This is a genomic window from Gluconobacter sp. NFX36, from assembly GCF_049887835.1.
Taxonomy (GTDB): domain Bacteria; phylum Pseudomonadota; class Alphaproteobacteria; order Acetobacterales; family Acetobacteraceae; genus Gluconobacter; species Gluconobacter japonicus_A.
In genome coordinates this window covers 1-24,194 of record NZ_JAGEKJ010000011.1, presented here as the reverse complement: position 1 = coordinate 24,194, position 24,194 = coordinate 1, and the positions used below count along the sequence as shown (strand labels likewise).

The 24,194-nt window shown below is 52.4% G+C and carries 19 protein-coding genes and 3 pseudogenes; 10 read left to right on the top strand and 12 right to left on the bottom strand.

The features are described from left to right. Positions 1 to 136 precede the first annotated feature (136 nt). From J4P41_RS11795 to J4P41_RS11775, 5 genes are all read right to left on the bottom strand, one after another. On the bottom strand, positions 137 to 856 hold the full coding sequence (locus J4P41_RS11795) for an HAD-IA family hydrolase (RefSeq protein ID WP_426067280.1): 720 nt from the start codon (positions 854 to 856) through the stop codon (positions 137 to 139). A 27-nt stretch (positions 857 to 883) separates the two neighbouring features. After that, positions 884 to 3,289: a TonB-dependent receptor gene (locus tag J4P41_RS11790; protein WP_426067279.1), complete on the bottom strand. Its 2,406-nt coding sequence runs from the start codon at positions 3,287 to 3,289 to the stop codon at positions 884 to 886. Between the two features lie 255 nt (positions 3,290 to 3,544). Further along, positions 3,545 to 4,618, bottom strand: coding sequence for a tartrate dehydrogenase (locus J4P41_RS11785; RefSeq protein ID WP_426067278.1), 1,074 nt, complete (start codon positions 4,616 to 4,618; stop codon positions 3,545 to 3,547). A 2-nt stretch (positions 4,619 to 4,620) separates the two neighbouring features. Then, positions 4,621 to 5,769 carry an amidohydrolase gene (locus J4P41_RS11780; protein WP_426067277.1) on the bottom strand — a complete coding sequence of 383 codons (1,149 nt, stop codon included), beginning with the start codon at positions 5,767 to 5,769 and terminating at the stop codon, positions 4,621 to 4,623. A 4-nt stretch (positions 5,770 to 5,773) separates the two neighbouring features. Beyond that, positions 5,774 to 7,255 (bottom strand): aldehyde dehydrogenase family protein, encoded by a 1,482-nt coding sequence (locus tag J4P41_RS11775; protein ID WP_426067276.1) that lies wholly within the window; start codon positions 7,253 to 7,255, stop codon positions 5,774 to 5,776. A gap of 210 nt (positions 7,256 to 7,465) precedes the next feature. Here J4P41_RS11775 and J4P41_RS11770 point away from each other — a divergent pair, with 210 nt between their 5' ends. Genes J4P41_RS11770 through J4P41_RS11760 form a run of 3 tightly spaced genes read left to right on the top strand, consistent with a single transcriptional unit; the run spans position 7,466 to position 11,527 of the window. After that, positions 7,466 to 8,848 carry an aminotransferase class III-fold pyridoxal phosphate-dependent enzyme gene (locus J4P41_RS11770; RefSeq protein WP_426067275.1) on the top strand — a complete coding sequence of 461 codons (1,383 nt, stop codon included), beginning with the start codon at positions 7,466 to 7,468 and terminating at the stop codon, positions 8,846 to 8,848. Positions 8,849 to 8,883: 35 nt separating this feature from the next. Beyond that, a complete protein-coding gene (locus tag J4P41_RS11765; RefSeq protein WP_426067274.1) occupies positions 8,884 to 10,239 on the top strand; it encodes an MFS transporter in 1,356 nt (451 codons plus the stop codon). A gap of 13 nt (positions 10,240 to 10,252) precedes the next feature. Beyond that, complete coding sequence (locus J4P41_RS11760) at positions 10,253 to 11,527, top strand: NAD(P)/FAD-dependent oxidoreductase (protein WP_426067273.1); 1,275 nt, start codon at positions 10,253 to 10,255, stop codon at positions 11,525 to 11,527. A 51-nt stretch (positions 11,528 to 11,578) separates the two neighbouring features. Here the strand turns inward: J4P41_RS11760 and J4P41_RS11755 are convergent, their stop codons facing one another. Next, positions 11,579 to 12,244, bottom strand: coding sequence for a haloacid dehalogenase type II (locus J4P41_RS11755; RefSeq protein WP_023941671.1), 666 nt, complete (start codon positions 12,242 to 12,244; stop codon positions 11,579 to 11,581). A 217-nt stretch (positions 12,245 to 12,461) separates the two neighbouring features. On the opposite strand from J4P41_RS11755, the gene J4P41_RS11750 reads away from it, so the two are divergent. Both J4P41_RS11750 and J4P41_RS11745 read left to right on the top strand, forming a co-directional pair. Further along, on the top strand, positions 12,462 to 12,815 hold the full coding sequence (locus tag J4P41_RS11750; protein ID WP_061928733.1) for a cupin domain-containing protein: 354 nt from the start codon (positions 12,462 to 12,464) through the stop codon (positions 12,813 to 12,815). 126 nt (positions 12,816 to 12,941) lie between these two features. Next, positions 12,942 to 14,267, top strand: coding sequence for an NAD(P)/FAD-dependent oxidoreductase (locus J4P41_RS11745; protein ID WP_426067272.1), 1,326 nt, complete (start codon positions 12,942 to 12,944; stop codon positions 14,265 to 14,267). Here the strand turns inward: J4P41_RS11745 and J4P41_RS11740 are convergent. Then, positions 14,264 to 14,649: pseudogene (locus J4P41_RS11740) on the bottom strand (IS3 family transposase); the annotation flags it as partial. The gene J4P41_RS11745 and the pseudogene J4P41_RS11740 overlap by 4 nt on opposite strands. On the opposite strand from J4P41_RS11740, the pseudogene J4P41_RS11735 reads away from it, so the two are divergent. The 4 genes and pseudogenes from J4P41_RS11735 to J4P41_RS11720 form a co-directional block, all read left to right on the top strand. Next, positions 14,631 to 14,720: pseudogene (locus J4P41_RS11735) on the top strand (IS5/IS1182 family transposase); the annotation flags it as partial. The pseudogenes J4P41_RS11740 and J4P41_RS11735 overlap by 19 nt on opposite strands. A 269-nt stretch (positions 14,721 to 14,989) precedes the next feature. Beyond that, positions 14,990 to 16,744 carry a CHASE2 domain-containing protein gene (locus J4P41_RS11730; protein WP_426067271.1) on the top strand — a complete coding sequence of 585 codons (1,755 nt, stop codon included), beginning with the start codon at positions 14,990 to 14,992 and terminating at the stop codon, positions 16,742 to 16,744. 31 nt (positions 16,745 to 16,775) lie between these two features. Beyond that, on the top strand, positions 16,776 to 17,168 hold the full coding sequence (locus tag J4P41_RS11725; protein ID WP_426067270.1) for a hypothetical protein: 393 nt from the start codon (positions 16,776 to 16,778) through the stop codon (positions 17,166 to 17,168). A 3-nt stretch (positions 17,169 to 17,171) separates the two neighbouring features. Continuing rightward, positions 17,172 to 18,623 carry a M48 family metallopeptidase gene (locus J4P41_RS11720; protein WP_426067269.1) on the top strand — a complete coding sequence of 484 codons (1,452 nt, stop codon included), beginning with the start codon at positions 17,172 to 17,174 and terminating at the stop codon, positions 18,621 to 18,623. Positions 18,624 to 18,845: 222 nt separating this feature from the next. On the opposite strand, the pseudogene J4P41_RS11715 reads toward J4P41_RS11720, so the two are convergent. Next, positions 18,846 to 18,983, bottom strand: a pseudogene (locus tag J4P41_RS11715) (IS5/IS1182 family transposase); the annotation flags it as partial. Here J4P41_RS11715 and J4P41_RS11710 point away from each other — a divergent pair. After that, positions 18,972 to 19,325, top strand: coding sequence for an AraC family transcriptional regulator (locus J4P41_RS11710; protein ID WP_426067268.1), 354 nt, complete (start codon positions 18,972 to 18,974; stop codon positions 19,323 to 19,325). The pseudogene J4P41_RS11715 and the gene J4P41_RS11710 sit on opposite strands and share 12 nt — an antisense overlap. Before the next feature lie 398 nt (positions 19,326 to 19,723). Here the strand turns inward: J4P41_RS11710 and J4P41_RS11705 are convergent, their stop codons facing one another. From J4P41_RS11705 to J4P41_RS11690, 4 genes are all read right to left on the bottom strand, one after another. Beyond that, positions 19,724 to 20,221: a hypothetical protein gene (locus J4P41_RS11705; RefSeq protein WP_426067267.1), complete on the bottom strand. Its 498-nt coding sequence runs from the start codon at positions 20,219 to 20,221 to the stop codon at positions 19,724 to 19,726. 79 nt (positions 20,222 to 20,300) lie between these two features. After that, complete coding sequence (locus tag J4P41_RS11700; RefSeq protein WP_426067266.1) at positions 20,301 to 20,852, bottom strand: hypothetical protein; 552 nt, start codon at positions 20,850 to 20,852, stop codon at positions 20,301 to 20,303. A gap of 423 nt (positions 20,853 to 21,275) precedes the next feature. Next, entirely contained in the window at positions 21,276 to 23,600 is a 2,325-nt protein-coding gene (locus J4P41_RS11695; protein ID WP_408871214.1) for a TonB-dependent receptor, read from the bottom strand. A gap of 152 nt (positions 23,601 to 23,752) precedes the next feature. After that, positions 23,753 to 24,043 carry a hypothetical protein gene (locus J4P41_RS11690; RefSeq protein ID WP_426067264.1) on the bottom strand — a complete coding sequence of 97 codons (291 nt, stop codon included), beginning with the start codon at positions 24,041 to 24,043 and terminating at the stop codon, positions 23,753 to 23,755. Positions 24,044 to 24,194 lie beyond the last annotated feature (151 nt).

Here is a 24,194-nt window from a genome sequence, read left to right as displayed (position 1 = left end):
CATCATGCAAGCCTCCCAGAAGGCCGCTTTCATTTCGATATAAACACGGATTAGCTAATTATTTTACTCAAAATACTTCTCATTGCAGAGAAATCTGCTGAATGGTTTTGACCATGCAGCAGATTCAACGGCGCACTCAGGCAACCATAACGAGTTCACCGCGGTCCGCAGCATCCGCCAGTTCAGCAAGGGTATGATAATGATAATCAGGTGTCGTCAGTTCCTGCACCGCGACAGTGCCTCCAAAACCGCCGCCGACCGCCTTCCGCCGCTCGATCCAGCAAACGGTATAACCTAGCTCTCGTGCAATTCCGATGTCATGGAACTGGCTCTGGGCAACATGCAGCACATCTTCTTTCGTGTACCCATGTGGCGCAAGCTGTTCCAGCACATAGCTGAAGTACTGCGGATCAGGTTTTTCAAAACCGCTTTCGTCTACCGTAAACCCTTTGAAAAAAGGGTATTCGAGCGTCTTGTCCATACCATCAAATGCCCATCTCCGTGCATTCGTCATGGCGACAAGATGGAAATGTTTTTGCAATCTTTTCAGAGCTTCCACACTGTCGTTAAAGGCCGGCCATGAGGTAGCACTTTGAACAAACGCCTCTTCTTCTCCTTGCCCTGTTGGAAGGGAGAATTTTTCTGCCAAGATCAGATAGATAGGTGCCAAATCTTCTGGAAACAACATTTTGTCTGGACGGTTCCGCAAGGCCCGGTATTCCGTTAAAAATGCTTCAAAATCTATTGTTTTACCCTCTTTTCCCAAAATTTTCAGAAGGGCGTTTTTCATCCCATTTTCAAAATCGATCAGCGTTCCAACTACGTCGAATGTCAGAACTTTAGGTTTGCATGTCATGATCTGAATTTTCCTGAAAAAAGCTGATTAGAACCCAGTGGTGAAGGAAAGAACTCCAGCAAAGCCTCCGCCAACAAAATAGGTCGGCGAACTTCCGGCTATGGTGGTTCCGTACACACCTTTTGTAGATTTGGCGTTCGTGCTGAGGCCACTCACCCCGGAAAGGAAACCGTTGTTGCCAATGTTCATAAGGTTAAGCTGAACTTGTGGATGCTTGAGATACATATAACTATGAAAGCGATATCCGAAATTAAGATTGAACGTCTCAAAGGATGGAATGCTTTCATCATCCATAAACGTTGAGTACTGTTTACTGACATAATTCATGTTGAAGGCCCCGAAGAGGCTTCCGTCGTCATAAGACAAACCAACCGCAACCGTGACCTTCGGGCTTTTAACAGCAATTTTTCCAGCAGACCGAACGTAATCATTACCAACTTGAAGGTTGTTGTCCGTCGTCGCATGCAAATACTGTGCTGAAACATACGGGCTGAAATGATGCCAGGGGCGTAGTCCCATCTCAATCTGTGCACCACGAGCTGTCTGGCCACCACCATTGATAGACTCTGTCACAGGCGTACCGCTGGCATACGTCGTCGTATTGATCTGCCGGTTCGTAAAATTATAGTTGAAGAGTGCTAGTGCAACACTGACGAGACCAGTATGACGATACCCGATTTCCTCTCCGATCGCATATTCAGATTTGGGGTTAACAGTGTGAGACCTCGTCTGTACTCCGGTAGAGACACTATAACGATCGACATATGACATGATGGAAGCTGGCAGACGAAAGGATGTTGTTCCGTTAATGTAAATTTGGTCATGAGGCGTAATTTTGTAACTGATGGAGACCTGAGGCAGCGGCGCAGCATCACTCTGCCCATTCTGATAATTCGCCCCCGGTATATTCTGCGTCACCTTACGAGTCACCATCGTTTCTTTGAAACCGGTCGTCAGATTCAGGCGATCATTCAGGGTCTTGTAAGTATCGTTGATGAACAGAGAGTTTGTCTGTTGGATAAGATGAATATTATACTGGGACAGAAGTGACCCATCCTGCGTTTTAACTGCCCATTGTCCATACATACTGGACACCTGCCCATCCGGACCGAGCGCTTCGTACAGAGACGGCTCGGACTGATCAAAGTAGGAATACCAATATCCAACAGCTAGCGTGTTATTCCCCTTGGTCCAGGACAGAGTTGTATTTATTCCACTGTAATACAGGTCATACTTATCGATCGAAACCGCCGAAAAAGAACTCCCGCTACTGGTTCCTGTGTTCTGCAGAGTTCCAGCAGGCTGATTGCCGTAATAACTGCCATTTCTCGACAGTGTCGTACCGCCGTTATCGTATCCCGTAGCGTAGGTGAAATATGGCGTTGTATTGAAACTGAGCCCATGACCGAGATTCAGATTAACCGGCGCGCCTAGGATAAGCGTGCGATGCACATTTTCCTGAAGCTTATAGTAATCTGAATTACCTTTTTTATACTTGTCTGCGTAATTGTAGTTCACGCCTTGCTGACGCCACAGCGACTTTGTAGGCGCGCGCAGATAATACTGAAGAGGATCATTATAGGAAAGGACGAAGGATGCTTTGTTCCCGTCTCCCCACTCCTTCACGAATTTCCCATCCACATGATAACGCCGCGTCTGACCGACACCGCGCCATTCATCAGCCGTTCTAGCCGAAAAAGATAGAAATCCACGAATTCCTGTATGACCGATATCTCCGGTATCCATACGGATAAATTCACGCTTCAGACTGAAAGAGCCGTAAGAGAAGTTCGCAAGGCCGCCAAACTTGTGTGACGGGTCACGAAGGCTTTCCGTCAACTCCCCCCCCACCGCGTTGTATAGAGGCGACGTGATGTCAGGCGATCCCTGCGTCAAGGTAATGCTCTGGATGTTTTCGTTATCCGCTGTGGAAGACGTATATGGCAGAAGATAGACCGGAGCAGCAGTGGGAATACCTTCGTAAAGATATCCGATTTCCGTTTGATCCAAACCCCGAACACTCAGCCCTTGCTGATCATCATTCGTGCCCAGAGGGTCATTCCCAGAGTAAACAACCCCGGGAAGACTGGCTACCATAGAAACAGGATTTGCAGTCGGGCTCTGCTTTGCGATGAAGTCCCGCGTGATACCGCTACGTGACTTCGCCACGGTCTGTGGAGGCATCAGACCACCTCCCGGCGTTGTGTTCGTCACACCGGTAGCTGAGGCTACGCCCCTGTGTACTACAACGCTTTCCGTTGCGTGAGACTCAACATCATGATGCACAGAAGCCGCCGCGAGAGGCTTTGCCTCAAGGGGGCTTACACCATGATGTACGATTTTGCTGGAAGGGCGGGCATGACGGTGATGAGCAACGCCTGCAGCGACTGCCCCTTGCATGGACAACCAAGTTGAGAGCGTGAGGAGAACCAAGCGTCCCGGCCTCTTTGCCGCTTTTGAGAGAGTCTTGGAACCGAAACATTGAAGAACGAACATTTGCGCTGAATCTGACATGTCTGTTCCCATCGGTAGCGGGCTCTCCTCGAATTCTCAGAGAACCGTATTCGCATTCTTTCTGTCAGACAATTCGTTGCATATTCGGTTTAGTTCATTCTCCCGTTTCCCCTCTTTGGGCGGCATATGATTCCGTTATTGGAACGGTTTCCCCATGTTAATCTTCGATGCCTATCAAATGCCTGAAGTCAGCGCTTTTGCGATGGCATTCCCTACATCTGACGTTCTGGCAAGGCCTCCCATATCGGGCGTACGAGGAGCGCTCTGGGTGGAAAGAACGTCTGTCATGGCTTTCAAAATCAGAGCCGCAGCCTCGGCCTCTCCGAGATGATCCAACATCATGGAAGCTGCCCAGATCTGCCCTATCGGATTGGCAATATTCTGCCCGAAAATGTCCGGAGCAGACCCATGTACGGGCTCGAACATGGACGGATATTTTTTCTCAGGATTAATATTGGCAGACGGGGCAACAGCAATTGTTCCTGTCATTCCGGGCCCCAAATCAGAAAGAATGTCACCAAATAGATTGCTTCCCACAACAACATCAAATCGCTCTGGAGACATCACAAAACGCGCGGCAAGAATATCGATATGATATTGATCCATACGAACACCCGGGTATTCCGCACCGATTGCAGCAAAGCGTTCATCCCAATACGGCATGGAATGATACAGACCATTAGACTTGGTAGCGGATGTTACATGCGGACGGCCTAGCTTCCGCGCCAGTTCAAAGGCATAGCGCAGGATCCGGTCTGTACCGAACTTTGTAAAGACAGCACTCTGAACGACACCTTCCGCTTCCGTTCCCTCTGCAAACCGGCCTCCGACCTGGGAGTACTCGCCCTCAACATTTTCCCGAACGATCCAAAAATCCACATCTCCCGGCTTCTTGTTGGCCAGAGGGCACGGAATCCCCGGCAAAAGCCGAACAGGACGCAGGTTTACATACTGATCAAACTCTCTGCGGATCTTGAGAAGAAGGCCCCATAAGGACAGGTGATCCGGAACACCGGGATAACCTACAGCACCCAACAGGATAGCGTCATTTTGCGCCAACTGGCTCATGCCAGCTTCGGGCATCATCTGCCCGGTCTTCAACCAAGTCTCGCAACTCCAGTCAAAGTGGTTATAATCAAATCCGACCCCACAAAGACGCCCGACAGTATCGAGCACTTTGATGGCTTCCGGCATAACCTCTTTGCCAATTCCATCTCCTGGCAGAACAGCAATCTTGTAAGTTGGCATGATCAAACGTCCTGATTGATGCGCAGGCACATGTGGGCGAGTGCTACCCAATAGGCTATGCCCTGCGGAATGATTGTGTCGTCAAAATCGTAGTCTGGTGCATGCAAAGGCGCTGAAGCACCATTTCCCAGCATGACAAGCGCGCCAGGTCTTTTTTCCAGCATGAATCCGAAATCCTCAGAGGCCATGCTGGGTGTCATGTCAGGAATAACCGTGCCCTGCGCGCCAACAACCTGCGCCATAGCTGCACGCGCCAATGTCGTCTCGTTCGCAGTATTCACTGTCACAGGATATGGCTGGTGAAACTGTACTGTGATGGTCACGTCATGCGCGAGAGCCAGCCCTGCAGCCAGACGTGTCATCCCGTCTTTCAGGTCATTGAGCACCTGAACATCCAGAGCGCGGATCGTGCCGCGAAGCGTTGCGGTCTCAGGAAGAATATTGTCCGTTGTTCCCGCATGAAACGTACAGATGGAAAGAACCGCTGGCACCAAAGGGTCTGAACGGCGCGCCACCAATAATTGGGCCTCCTGAACGAATGCCGCGCCAACAGTCAGTGCATCCCGTCCCAATTGGGGCTGGGCCGCATGTGATCCCTTCCCTTTTATATCGACCAGAAACCGCCAACCACCGGCCATAATCGGCCCCGTACGGGTCGCCATGGAACCTGTTGGAAGGCCAGGCCAGTTATGCATTCCAAAAACACGCCCGGCGGGGAATTGCTCCAATAACCCCTCTTCCAGCATGATTTTGGCTCCTGCTCCCCCTTCTTCCCCGGGCTGAAAAACGAAATGCACTGTCCCGCATTCCGGCGGGTTAAGAGCCAACTCGGCAGCCGCCCCCAGAAGCATGGTCGTGTGCCCGTCATGCCCGCAAGCATGCATGCGACCCGGGTGGCGAGAGCTATGCGAATGATCTCCCTGCTCATTGATCGGCAGGGCATCCATATCTGCCCGCAAAATGATGGATGGACCAGGTTTCTTTCCTTGAAGAGAGGCCACAACTCCAGTTTTTGCCAGTCCTCTAGATGGGCAGTACCCCAGAGACGTGAGAACGTTCGCCACGATATCGGATGTTCTAAACTCCTCGAACCTCAGTTCAGGATGAGCATGAAGATCTTTTCGCAGCGCAATGAGGTCAGCAAGATCCATGGCGTCAGCCCTCAAACGCCATGAGAACACTTTTATAGCGTAGATTGGCTTCAACAGCCTGACGCCCCAGATCCTTGCCAATCCCTGAACCACCATACCCGCCAGTAGGGATCACAAAGTCTGATGAGCGACCGTACCGATTAACCCAGACGGTGCCAGCTTTCAGGTTCCGCACAGCCCGCATAGTACGCCCGAGATCCGACGTATGAACCCCGGCAGCTAGACCGTAAGTCGCATGAGACGCCAGAGAGAGTGCCTCAGCCTCGTCATCAAATGTCTGAACCGTCAGCACCGGGCCAAAGAGCTCGTCTTTTACGGCCCGCGTCTGCGGCGTGACATTGGTAAGAATGCACGGTGAGAGAAATGCCCCTCCTGAACTACTCAGACGGCTGAGAGGAAGAAACGCTGAGGCTCCCGCCTGCACACTATCCTGAACCGCAAGCTCAATGGATGTCGCCTGTCGCTCTGAGATAATCGGGGAGTACCGTGTTTCGGCTTTTTCAAGCGCACCAGCAACGAGGCCCTGCGCGCGCTCAACGATTTTCTCCACAAGGACATCATGAACCGCCCTCTGAACAATAAGACGGGATCCAGAAACACAGACCTGTCCCGCATTTCCCGTGAAAGCTCTCAGGATACGGTCAGCAACACCATCTACATTACGGATATCATCAAAAACGATCTGCGGACTTTTCCCGCCTAACTCAAGCGTAACAGGCTTGGGGCCGCTCTCCGCTGCCGCCTTCATGATTTCGATGCCAGTTCTTGTAGAACCAGTGAATGTCAGCTTTCCACAGACCGGATGTCGTGCCAGAGCATCGCCCGTGATGGGACCCGTTCCCTGCACAACGTTGAACAAGCCTGCCGGAACACCCGCTTCGACAGCCAGTTCCGCCAGACGAACAATCGAAAAAGGCGTCATTTCTGATGGCTTAAGAACGACACCATTTCCAGCCACCAGCGCCGGAATCACTTTCCAGCTCCCCATGACCAGAGGGAAATTCCAGGGAGCAATGGCGCCAATGACGCCATATGGTTCAGCTAGAACGAAGCCTAACATGTCACTCTGGGTCGCAGCGACCTCCCCGCCCAACTTATCGGCATATTCGGCAAAAAAACGGATGCCCTCTGCCGTAAAAGGCACGTCCCAGCCCGTTGTCTCTGCAATAGGGCGCGTCGAACAGACTGTCTCCAGACGCGCCAGTTCCACAGCATTGCCTTCTACAAGATCGGCCCAGCGCCTCAGCACACGTCCCCGCTCCCGCGGGGCACAGGTCGCCCAACCAGAACGCACTTGCACATCTCTTGCCAGGCAGACCGCATAATCTACCAGATCCGCACCGGCTTCCGGCAGATGACAGAGTAACCGACCATTCGAAGGCGCGCGAACAGGAATAACGCCCTCACCTTTCAGAAGCTTTCCACCCACAAAATGCGCGTTTGGTAGCGCCACCTGGGCAGGGTTAAAGGTAATGCCTGTCATCATTCATGCCTGCGAAAGACCATTGCGAGAGAGATACAATGTGCGCAGCAGGACATGTGGAGCAAACGGCAAAATACTTCCTCAGCACATTTGAATATCCCTGCTATTACGACCGCACCAACAGCATTTTATGCTCCGGATCTTGGCTTTTCTTGCATTACATATCGCAGGCTTTGCGCGATGATCACCTACAGGATCAGGACAGGAATCATCATGGATACGCCACGTCTCGTCTCGCTTGACCGCGAACACCTCATCCATCCCGTCTCGTCATGGCAGGGGCACGAAGCCAGTGGAGCGACCATTCTCGAAACTGGCAAGGGGGTCTGGCTGACGGACAGCAAAGGCCACCATCTTCTGGATGGTTTTTCTGGGCTTTGGTGCGTCAATACCGGTTACGGCTGCGAGAGCGTTATCGAGGCAGGTCGTCGCCAGCTTGAAAAGCTTCCCTATGCCACTGGATATTTCGGCTTTTCAAATGAGCCCGCTATCGAACTGGCAGCACGATTGACACAACATGCTCCAGGGCACCTCAATCACATCTATTTTGCTCTTGGTGGCTCCGATGCGGTGGACAGCACGCTTCGCTTCATTCGTTACTACCAGTATGCACGAGGTACGCCCGAAAAGCGCCATGTCATCGGGCTACAGAAGGGCTATCATGGTTCATCCTTCGTCGGCGCAGGCCTGACTGCGCTTCCGGCCTTCCATCGTGATGCAGATGTCCCACTCCCGTGGCAGCATCATATTCCAAGCCCCGATCCCTACCGTCACCCTGCAGGACCGGACGCTGAAGCCATCATTCAGGCTTCGGTACAGGCGTTCCATGATGAAATCGTAAAAATTGGCGGCCCACAGCATGTTGCAGCCTTCTATTGCGAACTTGTTCAGGGGTCCGGCGGCGTCATTATCCCGCCAAAGGGCTGGGCAACGGCAATGCAGGCAGCCTGCTGCGAGTTGGATATTCTGTTCGTCGTTGATGAAGTCATCACAGGTTTCGGGCGAACCGGTCCTCTCTTTGCCTGTGCTCATGAGAACATTGAACCGGACATGATGACCGTTGCAAAGGGTCTAACGGCTGGCTACGCCCCAATGGGTGGCGTCTTCATGTCTGATACAATCTACGAGACGATCCGTGACAAGACCCCGTCAGGTGTCTCAGTCGGACATGGGCAGACCTATAGCGCCCATCCCGTCAGTGCGGCCATCGGCCTCGCAGTACTGGATCTCTATGAAGGCGGCCTGCTTGAAAATGGAACCCGTGTCGGCGAGCATCTTGCTTTGCGTTTGCGCGGTCTAGACAATCATCCACTCGTCGGCACAACCCGATCTGTTGGAATGCTTGCCGGCATTGAACTTGTGACCGACAAGGCAAATAAAACCAAACCGGATGCCCAGCTTGGAATTTCCAGAAAACTCAGCCGCTATGGCTATGAGCAAGGTATTCTTTTCCGGGCCTTTGGCGACGATGTCATCGGACTTGCTCCACCACTGTGCAGCACGATCGCCGAAATGGATCAGCTTTGTGACGGTATTGTCTCGGTACTGGACCGCGTAATGGAAGATCCAGCCGTAGCCAGCGCTCTCAAAGCCTGACCACGCCAGAGGAGGAAACAGAAGGTTGCCCCATCATGACACCTGAAGTTTCCTCCTCTGGACCGACCACTCTGGATGATCTGCCTGCTAACGGCTTTCATTCAAAACTGGCCCTGATTTCTGCCGGGGGACCGTTTTGTGACGGCTACATCCTCGGGATCATCGGCATTGCTCTCCCATCCATCGTGCGGGAACTTCATCTCACAGGCGCGGAGACAGGCCTCGTCGGAGCGGCTGCCCTTCTTGGCGTTCTGGCAGGCGGAATGCTGGGGGGCACAGTCTCGGATCGCCTTGGGCGACGGCCTCTTTTTACCTTAAACATCGCAGCGTTCGTAATCTTCTCCCTCTTGCAGGGAACGTGCTCCGGTCTTGTATTACTGGTAACCCTTCGCTTCCTGCTCGGTGTAGCAGTTGGTGCGGATTATCCAATTGCGACGTCTTACGTCGCAGAATTCATGCCACGTAAACTCCGCGGTCCAGTTCTTTCCGGGTTAATCCTCGCCTGGTGGGTAGGATATACCGCAAGCTACGCCGTGGGCTATGGACTTTCCTTCTTCCCGGATATCTCGTGGCGGATCATGCTGGTCTCCAGCGCCATTCCATCAATTGTGCTCTTCTGCCTGCGTATGGGATTGCCTGAATCTCCCCGCTGGCTGGTTCAGCAGGGACGGACCGAAGACGCAAGAAACGTTATACGCGAGCACCTGAAGGCGGATATTCTCCCCAGCGTAGAATATCAGAGGCATCTCTCCCTGCTTCAGATCATTCGATCTCCCTATCGTGGGGCACTCGTGTTTATCAGCGCGTTCTGGATCCTGCAAAGCGCTCCGGGATTTGCCATCCACACTCTTCAGGCTCAGCTCCTGCATCAGTATCACGTCCAGAACGCGCTTCTCGGATCTCTCTGCATTACCGGACTGACCATCCTGGGAATTCTTCCCGTTACGCTTGGGCTGATCAATCTGATGGGGCGGCGCCTGTTACTGATCGGCACTTTTGCAATCAGCATGCTGGGCCTTTTGCTCCTCGGAGTTTCAACCACACCTGCCAGCTGGATGATCTTTTCCGGGTTTATTCTGTATTCGGTATCCGAGGCAGCAGGAAGCGGCCTGCAGTTTGTCTATCCTAACGAGCTGTTTCCAACAGCGATCCGTGCCAGTGCGGTCGGTATGGCCTGCTCCTTCAGCAGACTGGGTGCAGCACTCGGAACGTTTCTGCTTCCTCTGGGATATACGCAATTTGGGATGCAACCCATGATGCTCATAGCAGCCAGCTTCATGCTGGCAGGACTGCTTATCAGTTGGATTTGGGCTCCAGAAACAAAGAATGCGTCCTTGGGAGAACCTCTTTCCCAGACCCAATCACCCTCTTCTTCCATCTGCGCCTCCTAACGGAGATCATTCCATGAAACTTGTTCCCTACTGGCTGGATAGCATTTCACCTGTATCAGGTAATGCTCTGTCGGAATTTCCTACCCGTGCAGATGTCGTGGTTGTAGGCGGCGGCTTTACTGGCCTCTCAGCCGCTCGAACCCTAGCCAAGGCCGGCAAGACTGTTGTCGTCCTCGAAGCAGACCAGATTGCATGTCATGCCTCTGGCCGAAATGGCGGACACGTCAACAACGGGACGGCTGGCAATTTTCGGACCATGGTCGAAAAATATGGCCTCGAACAGGCCGTTGCACTGTACCGGTTCTTTGATGATGCTGTAGATACGGTCGAGCAGATCGTCACGACCGAAAACATCGACTGTGACTTCCGTCGATGCGGAAAGCTGAAAGTTGCCTGGACTGAAAAGCATCTGGCTGGTCTGCGGGCGGATCAGGACGCTGTAAAACAGCATGTTGACCCAGAAACTGATCTTCTCGACCGCGACGCCGTTGCAGCAGAAATCGGTGGATCGACAACATTCGAAGGCGGGATGCTGTATCGCAAAAGCGCACAGATGCATGTCGGAAAATTTGGGAGTGCGCTTGCAGCGAACGCCATGTCCGTAGGTGCGAAAATCTTCGAAAACACGCCTATGACAGCACTTCGCCGTGCAGGCAACGTGTTTGAAGTTTCCTCTTCCGCGGGTGTTATTCAGGCACAAAATGTGCTGCTGGCAACCGGAACAAGCCGAAAAGCACCAAACTGGTTCCGCCGCCGCATCATGCCGGTTGGCAGCTTCATTGTTGCCACGGCGCCCATGTCGGAAGATTTGTTTTCCCGCATTCTGCCCGGGCGTCGCAATGTCGTCACGACCCGAAACATCCATAACTATTTTCGGACGACCGCAGACCGACGTCTAATCTTCGGCGGCCGCGCCAATTTTTCGCAATCCAGCGAGAAGTCTGACATTCAGTCAGGGCAGATTCTTCATGCCGCGCTGACAGAAATCTATCCTGAACTTGATAGCACGGAAATCGATTATTGCTGGGGCGGCAACGTCGACATGAGCGTGGATCGCCTGCCACATGCTGGTGAGTGGAATGGCGTCACCTATGCGATGGGCCTGAGCGGACATGGCGTTCAAATGTCCGTCCATCTTGGTCACCTGTTAGGACAAAAGCTTTCCGGGGAACAGGTTGATATTCCTGTGTGGAACCGTCCATGGCAGCCTATCCCAGCTTACGGACTAGCAACGCATTTCATGCCCGTCGTGGGTGCCTATTATCGTGCTAAGGACAAATATCTTTAATGTTTTCAGATAAGCCAGCGGGAGAGTGATCCTCCTGCTGGCTTACTATCGTTAAAGGCCGAAGACGCCGGGAAGCCCACTGATATCCTTGATTTCTTCATATTCATAAAAGGGATTAGCTGGTTCATGGCCCCGGTTGACCCAGACTTTTGACCGGATCCCCAGATCGTAAGCGGTCATGAGATCATAGCGGAAAGACGATGATACGTGCGTGATGTCTTCTGGCCCACAACCGAGAATATCAAGCATATATTCAAAACCGTTCATCTGGGGCTTGTAAGTGCCCGTTTCCTCAGCCGTGATGACCTTGTAAAACGGTGCACCCAGCTTCTCGACATTCGACATGATCTGGCTGTTCATGGCGTTGGATAAAATGACCAAGGGGATCTCCTTGGCAACCTTGGCAAGACCTGCAGGCACATCGGGATGAGGCCCCCAGGTTGGAACCTCATTATAAATCTGCAAGGCATCTTCCTCACGGAATGGCACGCCATTCTTCTTGCACGTCCGTTCCAGAGCATTGTGCACAATCTCCGCATAGGGTTTCCATGCGCCCAGCACCTCATCGAGCCGGTAAGCGGCAAAATTTTTGATGAAGAGCTGCATCGCTGGCTCACTCAGTACTTCACCGTAGATCCTACGGGCCGCACCGGCCATATCGAAAAATGTCAACGTGCCGTAGCAGTCAAAGGTAATGAACTTGGGACGGAAGGTCATATACGATTCCTTGTGAGGCCATTACTGTCTGGCATAATCGTTATGATGCCGCCTTCAGGCCGATAGTCGTTATCAGGTTTTTATTGTTTGACGCAGGAAATTTCATATTCAAACGAGGATGTAGCACGCTCTGCTGCCCAGGTTTAAAAATCAGGATCAGAACCGGCGCAGAACGCAGCACATTAGATCTGCAAATCCCCACTGTGTGAGATCTTCCATGAGCCTGCTTCTTCCTGTTCAGACGAGCCCGGACTTTACCCCACGTGAATCCGTATCGACTCCAGAACGTCTCATTTCAGGCTCTCCAGCTTTTAAAACATGGGCGCTAGATACGTCCCGCAACGGGAATGTTCGCACAGGTGTATGGGAAGCCACTCCCGGCACAACTAAATCCATTAAGGGTGAAGCTTTCGAATTCTGTCATATCCTTGAAGGCCTTGTCAGAATCACGGAAAACGAAGGAGAGTCCTATCTCTTCAAAGCTGGAGATAGCTTCATTATGAAACCCGGCTTTGTTGGAACGTGGGAAACAATAGAAACAGTCAAAAAGATCTATGTCTTCGTGGAATGATCATATGCCGTGTCCCTACTGAACCTGAGCTGAAGTTCGCAATACTCTGCCATTCAGGCAGGATTTGCAGTGTCAAAACCTGTCTGAATACCCCTACACTCGTCCGCACCCAGCACGGAGACTTTCATGCCTGCCCCACTGCACCTGATTCAGACCAGTCCCAGCATTCCTGCAGAAGCAGATGTCGTTGTTATCGGTGCTGGAATTGTGGGTGTTTCAGCAGCTTACTGGCTGGCCAGGGCGGGAATGAAGGTCCTTCTCCTCGAGAAAGGCACGGTTGGAGCTGAACAATCCAGCAGAAACTGGGGATGGTGTCGCCAGCAAAATCGCGATGCACGCGAGCTACCCCTCTCCACCCGAAGTCTTTCTCTTTGGGAAGACATGACAGCAGACATCGGTGAAAATCTTGGCTTCCGTCGCTGTGGATTACTGTATCTGACAAACAGTCAGGCTGAACTGGACGGATGGGCACGCTGGGGCGAATTTGCCAGAGGCGAAGGCGTGGACACCAGAATGCTGAACGCAACTGAAGCCGCACAACGAGGGAACGCTACACATCGAAAATGGCTTGGGGGCGTATGGTCTCCGACTGATGGCATTGCTGACCCGTCACTCGCCGCGCCCATGATTGCCAAGGGAGTCCTCAAACATGGTAGTCACGTCGTGCAGAATTGCGCAGCTCGTGGCGTTGAAGTGTCAGGCGGAGCTATCTGCAGTGTTGTGACGGAACGTGGAACCATTCGCACATCACAGGTTGTCATGGCTGGAGGCGTTTGGGCGCGATCTTTCCTGAATCAGATTGGAATTAATTTTCCACAAGCATCTGTCCGATCGTCAATTCTTTCTGTCAAACCGGGTGCATTGGGCCTTCCAGACGCTCTTCATACTCAGGATGCATCTGTCACAAGGCGCGGCGATGGCGGCTACACACTCGCTATTTCTGGAAATGGTCGCGTCGATCCCACACCTGGGATACTGAAAAGTGCAACAGAATTTCTCCCAATGTTTGCCCGACGATGGCGCCATCTTGCGCCTGGCGATTCTCAGGGCTGGCGGTATGGTTTTGATACCATCGCCAAATGGAAACTCGATCGGCCGACACAAATGGAAAGAACACGTATCTTGGATCCGAAGCCGGATGCTAGAACCATTCGTAAGACCCTTGAAAACGCCCAAGCACTTCTGCCTGCGCTGAAAGAGGTGTCTGTTCAGGCCGAATGGGCAGGATACATTGATAGTACACCGGATGGGGTTCCCGTTATTGATCCGGAGAGTGGCGTTCCAGGCCTCTTCATTGCGGCCGGTTTTTCGGGGCATGGCTTTGGCATCGGACCCGGTGCTGGACATCTTATCGCAGATCTATTGTTGGGGCGGAAACCAATTACCGAAGTTGAACAGTATAAGCTTGATCGCTTTAAAAAATCGGCCTGGGGTAAAGTATCGGAATTCTAGGTATTTGGTCCCGGGGTTTGATGGTTTGGATTGATGATGAATCTTTCTGGCTCTGAAGTCCAGATTTTGCAGACGTATTCGTAAGGGGTGAGGCCACTGAGGATCTTGAGCCTTCGTCCATAGTTGTAGGCTGCTATGAAGTCGTTGAGATGTGTCATCAACTGCTCATGGCTGTCATAATGGAAGCATTTGACGGTTGCTTCCTTGATTGTCCGGTCTATGGCAACAAAGAGATACAGCTTGCCTCAGCGCTCTGGACCTCCGCGATATCGAGATGAAAGAACCCAATCGGGTAGCTTTTGAAACGCTGTCGTTTGGGCTTGTCTCTCTCGATGCGCGGCAGTCGGGATATCTCGTGACGCTGAAAGCAGGTTCGGAGGGCTCAACGACTGGCGGCGGGTCGCAACCCGCTACGACAGATGCCCGACAGTCTTCTTTTCTGCCATCTGCCTGCCGCAATCCTCATCTCTGGCTATCAGTCCTAAACTTAAGGATTTGTTATATACACCCCGTTATTACCGGTCCCATAACTATATCTCAAGGTCAATCAAGGAACAGAACCTCGCCCGGATCCACGGTCTTCTTTACTTTGGCATACATAAAAAAAATATTGAAACAGTTACAGGAATGTGACTGAATAATAACGTTTTGTATCTATCGCAAAAAAGCGACCGCTGCTCCCAGCAGAGGCAGTCACGAATAAGAGACTCCAGGCAGACTGAATGACACATCCGCTTCCATCAGAAAGACGCCATTCCGGATGGAGGCAGCGTTTCGTTTATGTTCTGGTCATGATGATGTTCTTCTTCATTTACAAATGTCTGGACCCCCTTGGGCTTGAAACAGCCACCAAACAGACATCAGCCGTTCTGTTCAACGCCATTACCACCCCGTTTTACGGTATGGGCAGCCCTGAAACGCATAAACGCGTCGCCGTTGTGGAAATATCCGATCCTACCCTGGATCATTTCGGAACGGCCTTCCCGCTTTCCTACAGCCGCCATGCCTCCATCCTGAATCACATACTGGATGGTCAGCCCGCTGCCATTTTTGTCGATTTCCGGATGATGCGCGAACAACCCGGTGAAAGTTTCGAAACGTTTCGCCCAGTCCTAGACCGTGCCCGTAACATGAGGATCCCGATCCTTTTCGCCCGTGGCGAAGCCGGTCACGAACAGTCCGAACTGCCCCAGCAACTGCGCGCCTGGCAAGTCTACAGCAACGGGTTGGAAGCCTCGGGAGCCTATCCCCTGTTTGAGGAGGAGGGCGAAAAAGCCTCCCTGGAAAAGAAAAACGAGGCTGGAAAGAAAGAGCCAGAACCCGTTAATCCCGCCTGGGCCTTCTACTCCACTCTCTGCCACACCACCTGGACTGATCGGTGCGGGAATATCTCCCCAGCCGACTTTTCCTCACCCATGATCATTCACTGGGGCCTGCACGCCGATCCCGCTCAGTCTCTCGTGAGCGATCAGAGTGAGTTCTGGCAAAATGACTGTGCAGATCATCCGATTTTACATTGTACCCGTCTCGGCGCAGCCCTGCGCCTTGGCGTAGCCTACCTGTTTTTCCACACTATCGGCGGAGATCGTCAATTCGCGTTCTACCCGCTCGTCATCGGTGCGGAACAACTCTCTCACAGCGCTCTCAACGCCCCTCCCGGAAGCCCTGCTCTCAGCAGTCTTCTTGCTGGGCGCGCCGTGTTCTACGGCTCGGACATCCGCGACCAGCACGACGACACGAACATTCCGTTGCTTGGCAGAATGCCCGGCGTCGTCGTCCATGCCATGGCATTTGACAACCTCGTCACCTATGGACGCAGATATTTCCACGAACCGTCCGATGATCACAGCATTTTCGGCTTCCGCCCTGATCGCGCCGAACTGCTGGAAGGGGCCATCTGGTTCCTGTTCGGCATCCGTGGGGCCTTCCGCCGCAAGGATCCATCGGGACATACCCCGCACTTTCCTGTCCCGTTCCTGCAGAACTTCCGCAAAAACTGCTCGGAGAACAGCCTGTTTCAGGATTTCCTTACATCTCTGCGAGACAGCCAGCCCTTGCGCGTCACACTCTGTGCCATGGCGGCTCTCATAATGATCAGTCTTGCCGCCTCCAGAAATTTCACCATGCAGACCCTCCCTAACCTCATCGGAATCTGGCTCTGCATTTCCGCCTTGTTCATCGGAACCTGGGGACTGAAACCTCGTCAAACACCAGAACCCGGCAAGGCGGCAGAACGCAGCCTCATCAGTCAGCTTTTCTTCCTCGGCAGCCTGTCGGCCATTGGTTTCACCCTCAATCAGACCGTATTCCGCTGGCCGGACGCCGACTGGATCGGGCTGCTGCTGCTCTGGTTCGCCACGAGTGACAACGGAGAAGAAGCCGAGGAACGCAACAAATTCGTCGAACCCATCTGCAAGGCCATCAATGGCGCCGCAGATTTCTTGCAGAAAAAACTGACGACGAAAAACGCCACATGAAATTTATGGAAACGAAAGGAGGTTTTCAGAAATGAGAGCCGTATTCCACCACGCCGCCCTGACGGCAATTCTGCTTACCGCATCAGTATTCACGGCCTCACCAAGCCACGCCGCAAGCCAGCCCCTGATCACCGGCACCTATCACACGCCGTCCATCCAGACCTATGGCAGCGATGGAAACGCACTCTCGCAGATTGATGCCAAGGCCCTGATCGGCCATCTGGTCATTTCCAAAAACCCCGATACGGACATGCTGGAAGTCAGAACCGACAAGGGTTCTGTTTTCGTTACGGAAGATTCCGTGGAAGCGGACATGAAAGCGGCGCCTCCCACTCCCACGCACTGCGTCAGGATAGGCGCTGCGTCTCAGGACGAAGTCGGCGGCGCCACCAATAACCTCGGCCGCAACTGCCACGGAAGCTGATTCATGAAAAATTTCATTCGTATCTCCACGGCACTAGGACTGTCTCTCACGCTTACTGCCTGCGTTGGGGGCAGCGATGTCCCGACGAAGGGTCGCATGATCGATCAAGTCCATCCCCACGCGTCCTACCCTCAGGTTCCAACAACACAGGCGCAGCTCTCTCCGGCCAACAACAACATCAGCGGCGTTCTCAGGGCACCGGACATCACAGCCTATCCTCAAGGCATCGTTGACAGACTGCTTGCCAGTTGGACAGGCCCGCGTCCGGAAGCCCGCGTCTGGCTTGTGCCGGAAAATGCCTTCACATCCGATGTCTCGGTCGGCGGTGCGATTTTCCTTAATACCGGCCTGATCCAATATTTTCACAATAACCAGGACATCCAGAAAGAAGACGCCCTCGCCTTCGTCCTGGCGCATGAACTGTCTCATATCCTTCTTGGCCACACGGCTGCCCAGCGTTCCAACAAGACTACGAAGAACTATGCCTTCAGCGCCATGAAATGGGGTACCGTCATCGGTCGGGCTGCTGCCGGCGCCGGTGCGGCAGGCAGCGCGGGCACGGCGCTCCTGTCTTCAATGGGCGCCAAGATCTTCACAGATACAGCGATTTTCCCATCTTGGAGCCGCGGACAGGAAGAACAGGCCGACGCCCTGGCCATCGATCTGATGGCACGCGCCGGCTACTCTATCAGCGCCGCATCCGACGTAATGGACGTCCTGGTCAGCGAGGACGAACAGGATGAGCAGAAAGCAGCCACTCAAGAAAAAACAGGCGGAAAAAGCTTTACCCAGGACAACTTCACCCTGAAAGCAAATGCTGACGACGCCATTGGCAGTGCGCTGGTCGACGGGTTGAATACCGTTGCACAGCAGCACCCTCATTCAAAAGAGCGTCGCAACGCCCTCGCCGCCTATCTGCGTCAGGCGTACCCGGTCCGCACCCATGTTACTCTCGCCCGCGCACCGCTACAGGCTTGGGTCAACAGCCGCCCGGTCATCACGCTCCTATCCCAGATCGATCTGCTCGACAAGGCAAGCGATGCTGTGACCAGCAAACAGTGGAGCAATGCGAAACAATTCCTGTCTCGCATCGGACGCCCCGTCAATAACAGCGAGTATTACGCCTTTCTGGCATATGAAACTGCGGCTGCCACGGGACAGAAACAGCTTGCCGTCAGTATCCTATCCACTGCCGCCCAGCGCGACGACGTTACCTTCCAGATTGCAACGGAATGGGGCATGCAGCTTTCCGCCGCCGGACGTACGGAGAACGCTGAAAAATATATGGCTACGGAACAGGAAGCGATGGGCAATACCGGTTTCCTGCCTTACAGGATCTCCAACGCTCTCAAGGGAAAAGACAGCATCACTGCTGCAAAGCTGATGGCACAATGCGCCGCTTCAGGGGAAGATGCACTCGAAAACCAGTGCGCAGTGGCGGGAAAAAATCAATAGATATTCAGGATCCGCTGAGCAGGCACTGCCACCCATGTTCCGAATGCATGAACAACAGGGCAATTTTGGGGAAATCTAACACAGACTGGGGCGATTATGCCCCAGTCTGCGGAGGGATCGAAGAACTGTTGATTGATGTGTCTTGGTTCTGATTTTGGGTTTTTGGCGATTTGATTGACGGTTCTTTGGGTGGCGTTCGTTCTGCGTTTTGAGAAAATCGGGGGCTGTTACCCGCTGAATATGGCGGGGCATGGGCTTAAGACTAGGTCGTGTCGGCCCAGACTGTTGAGGCCGTATGGTTTTATCCAGCAGGCCTTCGCGCAGTCTGGCGCCATCACTGGCGGCGGCATGCGTCGTCTTGTGCCGCGGAGTAGCGAGACGTTCAACATATTCTGTTGCGATCCACGGACCACAAACCCAAACGATTACAGACTGGATTTATGCGTTGGGACTGAGCGGGTCTTCGAAGCAGGCAATGAGGACATTGTGTCCAGCATCATTCCTAGCGGGAGGTGTGCCGTCTTGCGGGTCGTAGGTCATACCGACGATCTGGAAACTGCGGCTTTCTATCTCTACCGCGACTGGCTCCCGCAAAGCGGGGAGGAAGCCCGTGGCTTCCCCCTCTACTGCCAGCGCATCGCATTCTTTCCAGAGGTGCCTGAGCACGAGGCAGTTGCAGACCTATTTCTACCGCTTAAATAAAAGACTGGAAGGGCCGCCTGCACCTTCCAGAATTAAGCAGGAGATAAGCCAGCTTATCGCGCAAAATCCCTGTCCGTTTAGTCCCTGAGGGAAGCGGACCTCTGCTTCCGCCCTCATCTCGGACATAGAGCGCATCAATCGGAAATCCGCAAAGCGGACATTCACAGATCGTTTCTCTGGCGGATGTGGAAAGCCTATATAACGATCTCACTAAATTCCTGATGACGGGCGCTTTCACTCGAACATCAGGCAAACTGGCCCATGCTCCGCCCCTCCGAAGGCGTTCGCCCGAGAGGGAGGCCTACTCCTTCCGTTTTTAAGGAAACACAGGCTGTGTTGATTTCCCTGGTCCTTCGCATTTTGCCAGGGCGTTTAGAACAGTCTCACCGATTTCCTTATCAAGCGCGGCAAAGGGCCTTCCATTCCGCAGAAATCTGCGGATCCATCGCCTCAGGATCCGCAATATAGGGAACAGCCAGGTTCAGCACATAAGAGCCAATATCCCCTGCATTGAACCTAACGGTTTCATCTTTGATTCCGTCAGTGATATAGCCAAGCATCTTGTCGACACTGGTCTCGACCCGGGCCGCGACAGCGTAAGGACTGCTCTTGTAGCTCGGAACTACAAGGTTGAGTGTCTTGTCGCTTGTAGCAATAGCATTGTCGTTGTACCAGTGATCGAAGACCTTCCAGTTCGCCTTCAGAGGCTGTAGCCAGATCACGCCGTTCGCATCCTGTGATGGATTGAGCCGGTTCTGCACCCAGGCCTTGTACGGCAAGCCCTGTTGGTTGGTAGCTGTTCCCCTAACCTTTGTTTTCCACTGGATCCCCAGATCCTTGCATCTTTGATCCCATGTGCTGCCGTTGATGTCGCCAAACGTCTGGTTGGCAGCCATAACATCACTGTTCTTGATATTTTCCACGATGGTCTATCGGAGATAGAACGCTCCAGTTGAAATTCCCAAAAGCGAACGTTCACAGATAGTTTGGCTGGCAGACATTAAGGGCCTGTATGGCGATCTCACCAAATTCCTGATCGCTGGCATTGATCGAGGCATGAAAAACTTTTCCGGCATTTTCGTTCGAATACCAGGCGGAGTGACTTGTTCCCCGCCCCTTGGACGCTGCCAGACGGACCTGATCTGTCTGCTCGCATTCCCAATCGGCAAAAACCAGAGCTGATTTCTTCCGGGCATCCCGCCAGTCCTTGAAGCCGTATGTCTCCTGAACACGCCCCCAGAACTCCATAAAGAGCGGACCGGATTTTTTTGCTTCCGCTTCAGTTTTCTCACTGGGCAGGGGATATCCTCCCCACTCCATGAAAAGATCCCGACTTGTCTGAAGGGCCTTCATCAGATTTTCCCCGATCCACTCGGGCGTAGCGTCTTTGCGATCAATGAACGTGGACCACCCGGTGACAGAGAAAAAGCTGCCCCCGCGATTGTCCATGGAAATCACCGCAACATACTTCCGGGTGCGGATCAGCTGAGCGTATCGTACGATACCGTTTTCGCCTGGAGCAGCCATAGTCAGGCAATATCCTTCACTTTGAAATCGATGGTCTTTCCATCGAGAGCGACACGGTCTTCTGCCTTCTGAAGGGCCAGGCAGATGGCTTGCCACTGCATCGTGTTCGGCTCTGCAGGGACACCAAGATCAAGAACATAATTCTTTATATCGTTCTGAGTGAGTGTGAATATAAAATTATCCGAGATGTTGATACTGTAATGATATCCAAACTTTGCACCGTAGGGTTTAACCCTGCTCAAGGATATTTAGAGTGATACTATCGCTTAAAGGTAGACCACAGCCAGCAGTTCAGAACCGAGGAGTTTGAAGAACTATTGTTTGATGCCATCCGCCTGATTTCCGGCTTTTGACGCTCTCTTTCTCTCTCGAGCCTGTCATGCCAGACGTAATTGACGACATGACAGGCATCCGCTCCAAAAATCAGAAAGAAGTAGAAATGGTTCCAGTCATGCTAAACCGTGGAACTAGATAGAACTGAGCACCAGTTCCTGTAGCAGAGAGGTTGCCATTCATAAGTCGAACTGCGTTTATATTGGTGCCTACGCCTTCAGCACCACTGCGGACAATAGAGCCTGTGAGGTTCGTAAAATTCAGTCGAATTGTGGGCGTTTTGGCAAAACCCATAGGTTTGAAGTGATACCCTAACGTCAGAGAATTAGTGATGTAACCTGGAATTCTCTGGTCACCCGCCAGCGTCACAGATTGTGGGCCTGTATAATGAAGCGTGGCATTGGAGAAAAAGCCTTTGTAGGTATAGGTCACACCGAGATTTGCCATGACGTGCGGTGCCATGGGGGCCTGGCGTCCTTTAGTGCGAAAGGCGGTAAGGTTGCCGTAGACGTCAGATGCCGCGATGTTCGTGTCCATGCGAGCATTGAGGTACTCAAAGGAAACATAAGGGCTGATGCCATGATAGGACTGAGCAGCCAGCATGATATCAAAACCACGGATGGTTTGATTGCCCGCATTGACGACGCCGCTTTCGCCGTTACCGAGATAGGTAGAGAGCAGGCGATTGGTGATGTTGTAATTGAACAGATCTAGGTCAAGATTGATGTACTTATCGTTGTAGCGATATCCCAGTTCTTCTTTGATCGAATACTGGTTTTTGGGCATCGTTCCAGACGAAGCACCAACAGAAAGAGCAGATGCGCTAGGCTGACGGAAGTCCCCTTCGGCATTAATATAGATCTGGTGATGACTATTGAAATGATAGCTAATCGAAAAATGTGGCAGAGGGGCTGTGATGTTCTCTCCATGGGCGTTGCTATGAGTAGCAGCGGACATTGTCCAGATATTCGACATCACAAATTTGAAGCCCGCATCAATCTGGAGCTTATCATTGAGATACTTTGCTGTGTTTTGAATAAAAAGAGCGTGAGTTTCTGATCCGGAATTACTGCCATAGTTGCTACGTACACCATCAGAATACACAGCATAATTCAAGTTGTCGGGATGAGGATTGACGCCATTGGCCTTGGTCACACTGACTGGGAAATAAGCAATAGAGTTAGAATTCTGATACCAGTAACCGAACGTTAAGTGGTTATGGCGGTCGATATCATAGTTACCCTGTGCAGTGACACCAACATTCATCGACAGAGTCTGGTTGTAATAGCTGGTCAGAGGAGTTCCCGCTGCAATAGCCGTACCATCCCTATAAGTATATTCCCCTGCGCTAGCTGTGCCATTGGGGCCACCATCCCAGCCACGTCCCCAGTTATAATAAGGCTTAAGATCAAAGCTCAACTTGTCATTAACAACAGCGTGTATGGGGGCAGTGAGGAATATTTCGTTCCAGATATCGAGGTTGTTCTTCCAGTAGTCATTGTTCTTGGCATCGAAGCCTGCGGTATGCCCATAACTTTGACCGGTATGCTTAAAGGTATAAAATTGCGAAGCTGTGGGGTAGTTATTAACAACGGAATCTTCATTGTTCCAGCTTAGGAAGAAGCGAGCAAAAGATCCATTTTGCCAATCTTTACGCATTCCGAAATCAAGGTGACGACGGTTGTTGATGCCCGCCCCTACCCAAGTCCGGGCATGGGTATTAGAAAAAGAAAGAAAGCTACGTACACCGGTATTACCGATATCTCCGCTCTCAAGACGCAGGAACTCGCGCGACAAGTTGTTAGTTCCGTAAGAGAAATCCGTCATGCCGCCAAATTTGTGCGACGGGTCATGTGTTACCTCGTTCATCACGCCTCCGGCTGCTGCAGTTGCTGGCACGTCAACGGGAGTGGATCCCGGCAGAATACTAACGCTATCGAGGTTTTCAGAATCAATATCTTCGGTCAAATATGTAGCATTCTGAGCAGGTGCGCCGTCAATCAGGAGACCCATATCACTATCGGTCAAGCCACGGTTTTGAATTTGCCCCCCTTGGATCCCCGAAGTATCTGTAGTCGAGACACTGATGCTCGGTAGATTTTGAATATAATCAAGGGCAGTGCCGGTTGGGCTCTTCATCTCAATATACTGTTTGGTCACGGTCTGAACGGCGTAGGGCGCGGTCTCCACGCGCATCATACCGCCACCACGTGAATGGTGTGCAGAAACGCTGACGCTCTCATCAGAAGTCGCCGAAATGGCTGTGACAGGCTGCTTGCGAACAATTGCCTTAGAGCTGTTTATAGGCGTTTGGATCTTGGATGCCACACTATGTCCCTGCATTATGCGGGGATGTGTCTGGTGTTTATGAACGGCTCTGGCCTCCGCATATCCAACGCCAGAAAGACAGGTCATAAGAACAAGAGCATTCTTTGTCGCGAAAATCTTCGTCAACAGTCTGTACCTCGCTATTGAATTCGTTCCACCGAAATAATCAATTGCATCTATCGCGCGAGGTAATAATTGTCACCATCACTAAGCCGAATTATGGAAATTAAAATTTATTTTCAATTCAATAAGTTACATTTTGCGGTCTTGTCATAGCGGGTAGCGATGCGGCTCATCTGCTTGAGGCTGCTGAACATCCGCTCAATGCGATTGCGGTCTCTGTAACGTTGCCAGTCTGTTTTCTGTGGGGCGTTGCGGCCTTTGCGTGATGGAATAACCGGCAGGATACTACGGAGCAACAGATCCTGCTGGAAGCAGTCGCGTGATCGACCAAAGCCCTCCGTATGAGCCCCCCCCTTTTTGCGTCCGTTGTCTGTGAGTGGGCGCCGTACCACCGTACTGTCGACCATATGCTGTCAGTCATCACTCAGACCCAGGTGGAGGGTTCGAAAAACCTTCTGGATTTGAGGGTTCCTCTGTGATTCCATCTCTCCTGCGTTGATTGGGGATGATGGCAGATGAAGCAGCCTGGTTTCTTTGATGTTGAAGAGCGGCTGGCCC

Excerpts from the sequence above, each read along its gene's own strand:
- J4P41_RS11785 (WP_426067278.1), bottom strand. The coding sequence starts at position 4,618 with ATGCCAACTTACAAGATTGCTGTTCTGCCAGGAGATGGAATTGGCAAA.
- J4P41_RS11720 (WP_426067269.1), top strand. The coding sequence starts at position 17,172 with ATGAAAAATTTCATTCGTATCTCCACGGCACTAGGACTGTCTCTCACG.
- J4P41_RS11700 (WP_426067266.1), bottom strand. The coding sequence starts at position 20,852 with ATGGCTGCTCCAGGCGAAAACGGTATCGTACGATACGCTCAGCTGATC.
- J4P41_RS11690 (WP_426067264.1), bottom strand. The coding sequence starts at position 24,043 with ATGGTCGACAGTACGGTGGTACGGCGCCCACTCACAGACAACGGACGC.
- J4P41_RS11695 (WP_408871214.1), bottom strand. The coding sequence starts at position 23,600 with ATGACCTGTCTTTCTGGCGTTGGATATGCGGAGGCCAGAGCCGTTCAT.
- J4P41_RS11705 (WP_426067267.1), bottom strand. The coding sequence starts at position 20,221 with ATGGCTGCCAACCAGACGTTTGGCGACATCAACGGCAGCACATGGGAT.
- J4P41_RS11775 (WP_426067276.1), bottom strand. The coding sequence starts at position 7,255 with ATGATGACAGGCATTACCTTTAACCCTGCCCAGGTGGCGCTACCAAAC.
- J4P41_RS11710 (WP_426067268.1), top strand. The coding sequence starts at position 18,972 with ATGCGTCGTCTTGTGCCGCGGAGTAGCGAGACGTTCAACATATTCTGT.
- J4P41_RS11780 (WP_426067277.1), bottom strand. The coding sequence starts at position 5,769 with ATGGATCTTGCTGACCTCATTGCGCTGCGAAAAGATCTTCATGCTCAT.
- J4P41_RS11730 (WP_426067271.1), top strand. The coding sequence starts at position 14,990 with ATGACACATCCGCTTCCATCAGAAAGACGCCATTCCGGATGGAGGCAG.
- J4P41_RS11795 (WP_426067280.1), bottom strand. The coding sequence starts at position 856 with ATGACATGCAAACCTAAAGTTCTGACATTCGACGTAGTTGGAACGCTG.
- J4P41_RS11725 (WP_426067270.1), top strand. The coding sequence starts at position 16,776 with ATGAGAGCCGTATTCCACCACGCCGCCCTGACGGCAATTCTGCTTACC.
- J4P41_RS11755 (WP_023941671.1), bottom strand. The coding sequence starts at position 12,244 with ATGACCTTCCGTCCCAAGTTCATTACCTTTGACTGCTACGGCACGTTG.
- J4P41_RS11750 (WP_061928733.1), top strand. The coding sequence starts at position 12,462 with ATGAGCCTGCTTCTTCCTGTTCAGACGAGCCCGGACTTTACCCCACGT.
- J4P41_RS11770 (WP_426067275.1), top strand. The coding sequence starts at position 7,466 with ATGGATACGCCACGTCTCGTCTCGCTTGACCGCGAACACCTCATCCAT.
- J4P41_RS11745 (WP_426067272.1), top strand. The coding sequence starts at position 12,942 with ATGCCTGCCCCACTGCACCTGATTCAGACCAGTCCCAGCATTCCTGCA.
- J4P41_RS11765 (WP_426067274.1), top strand. The coding sequence starts at position 8,884 with ATGACACCTGAAGTTTCCTCCTCTGGACCGACCACTCTGGATGATCTG.
- J4P41_RS11760 (WP_426067273.1), top strand. The coding sequence starts at position 10,253 with ATGAAACTTGTTCCCTACTGGCTGGATAGCATTTCACCTGTATCAGGT.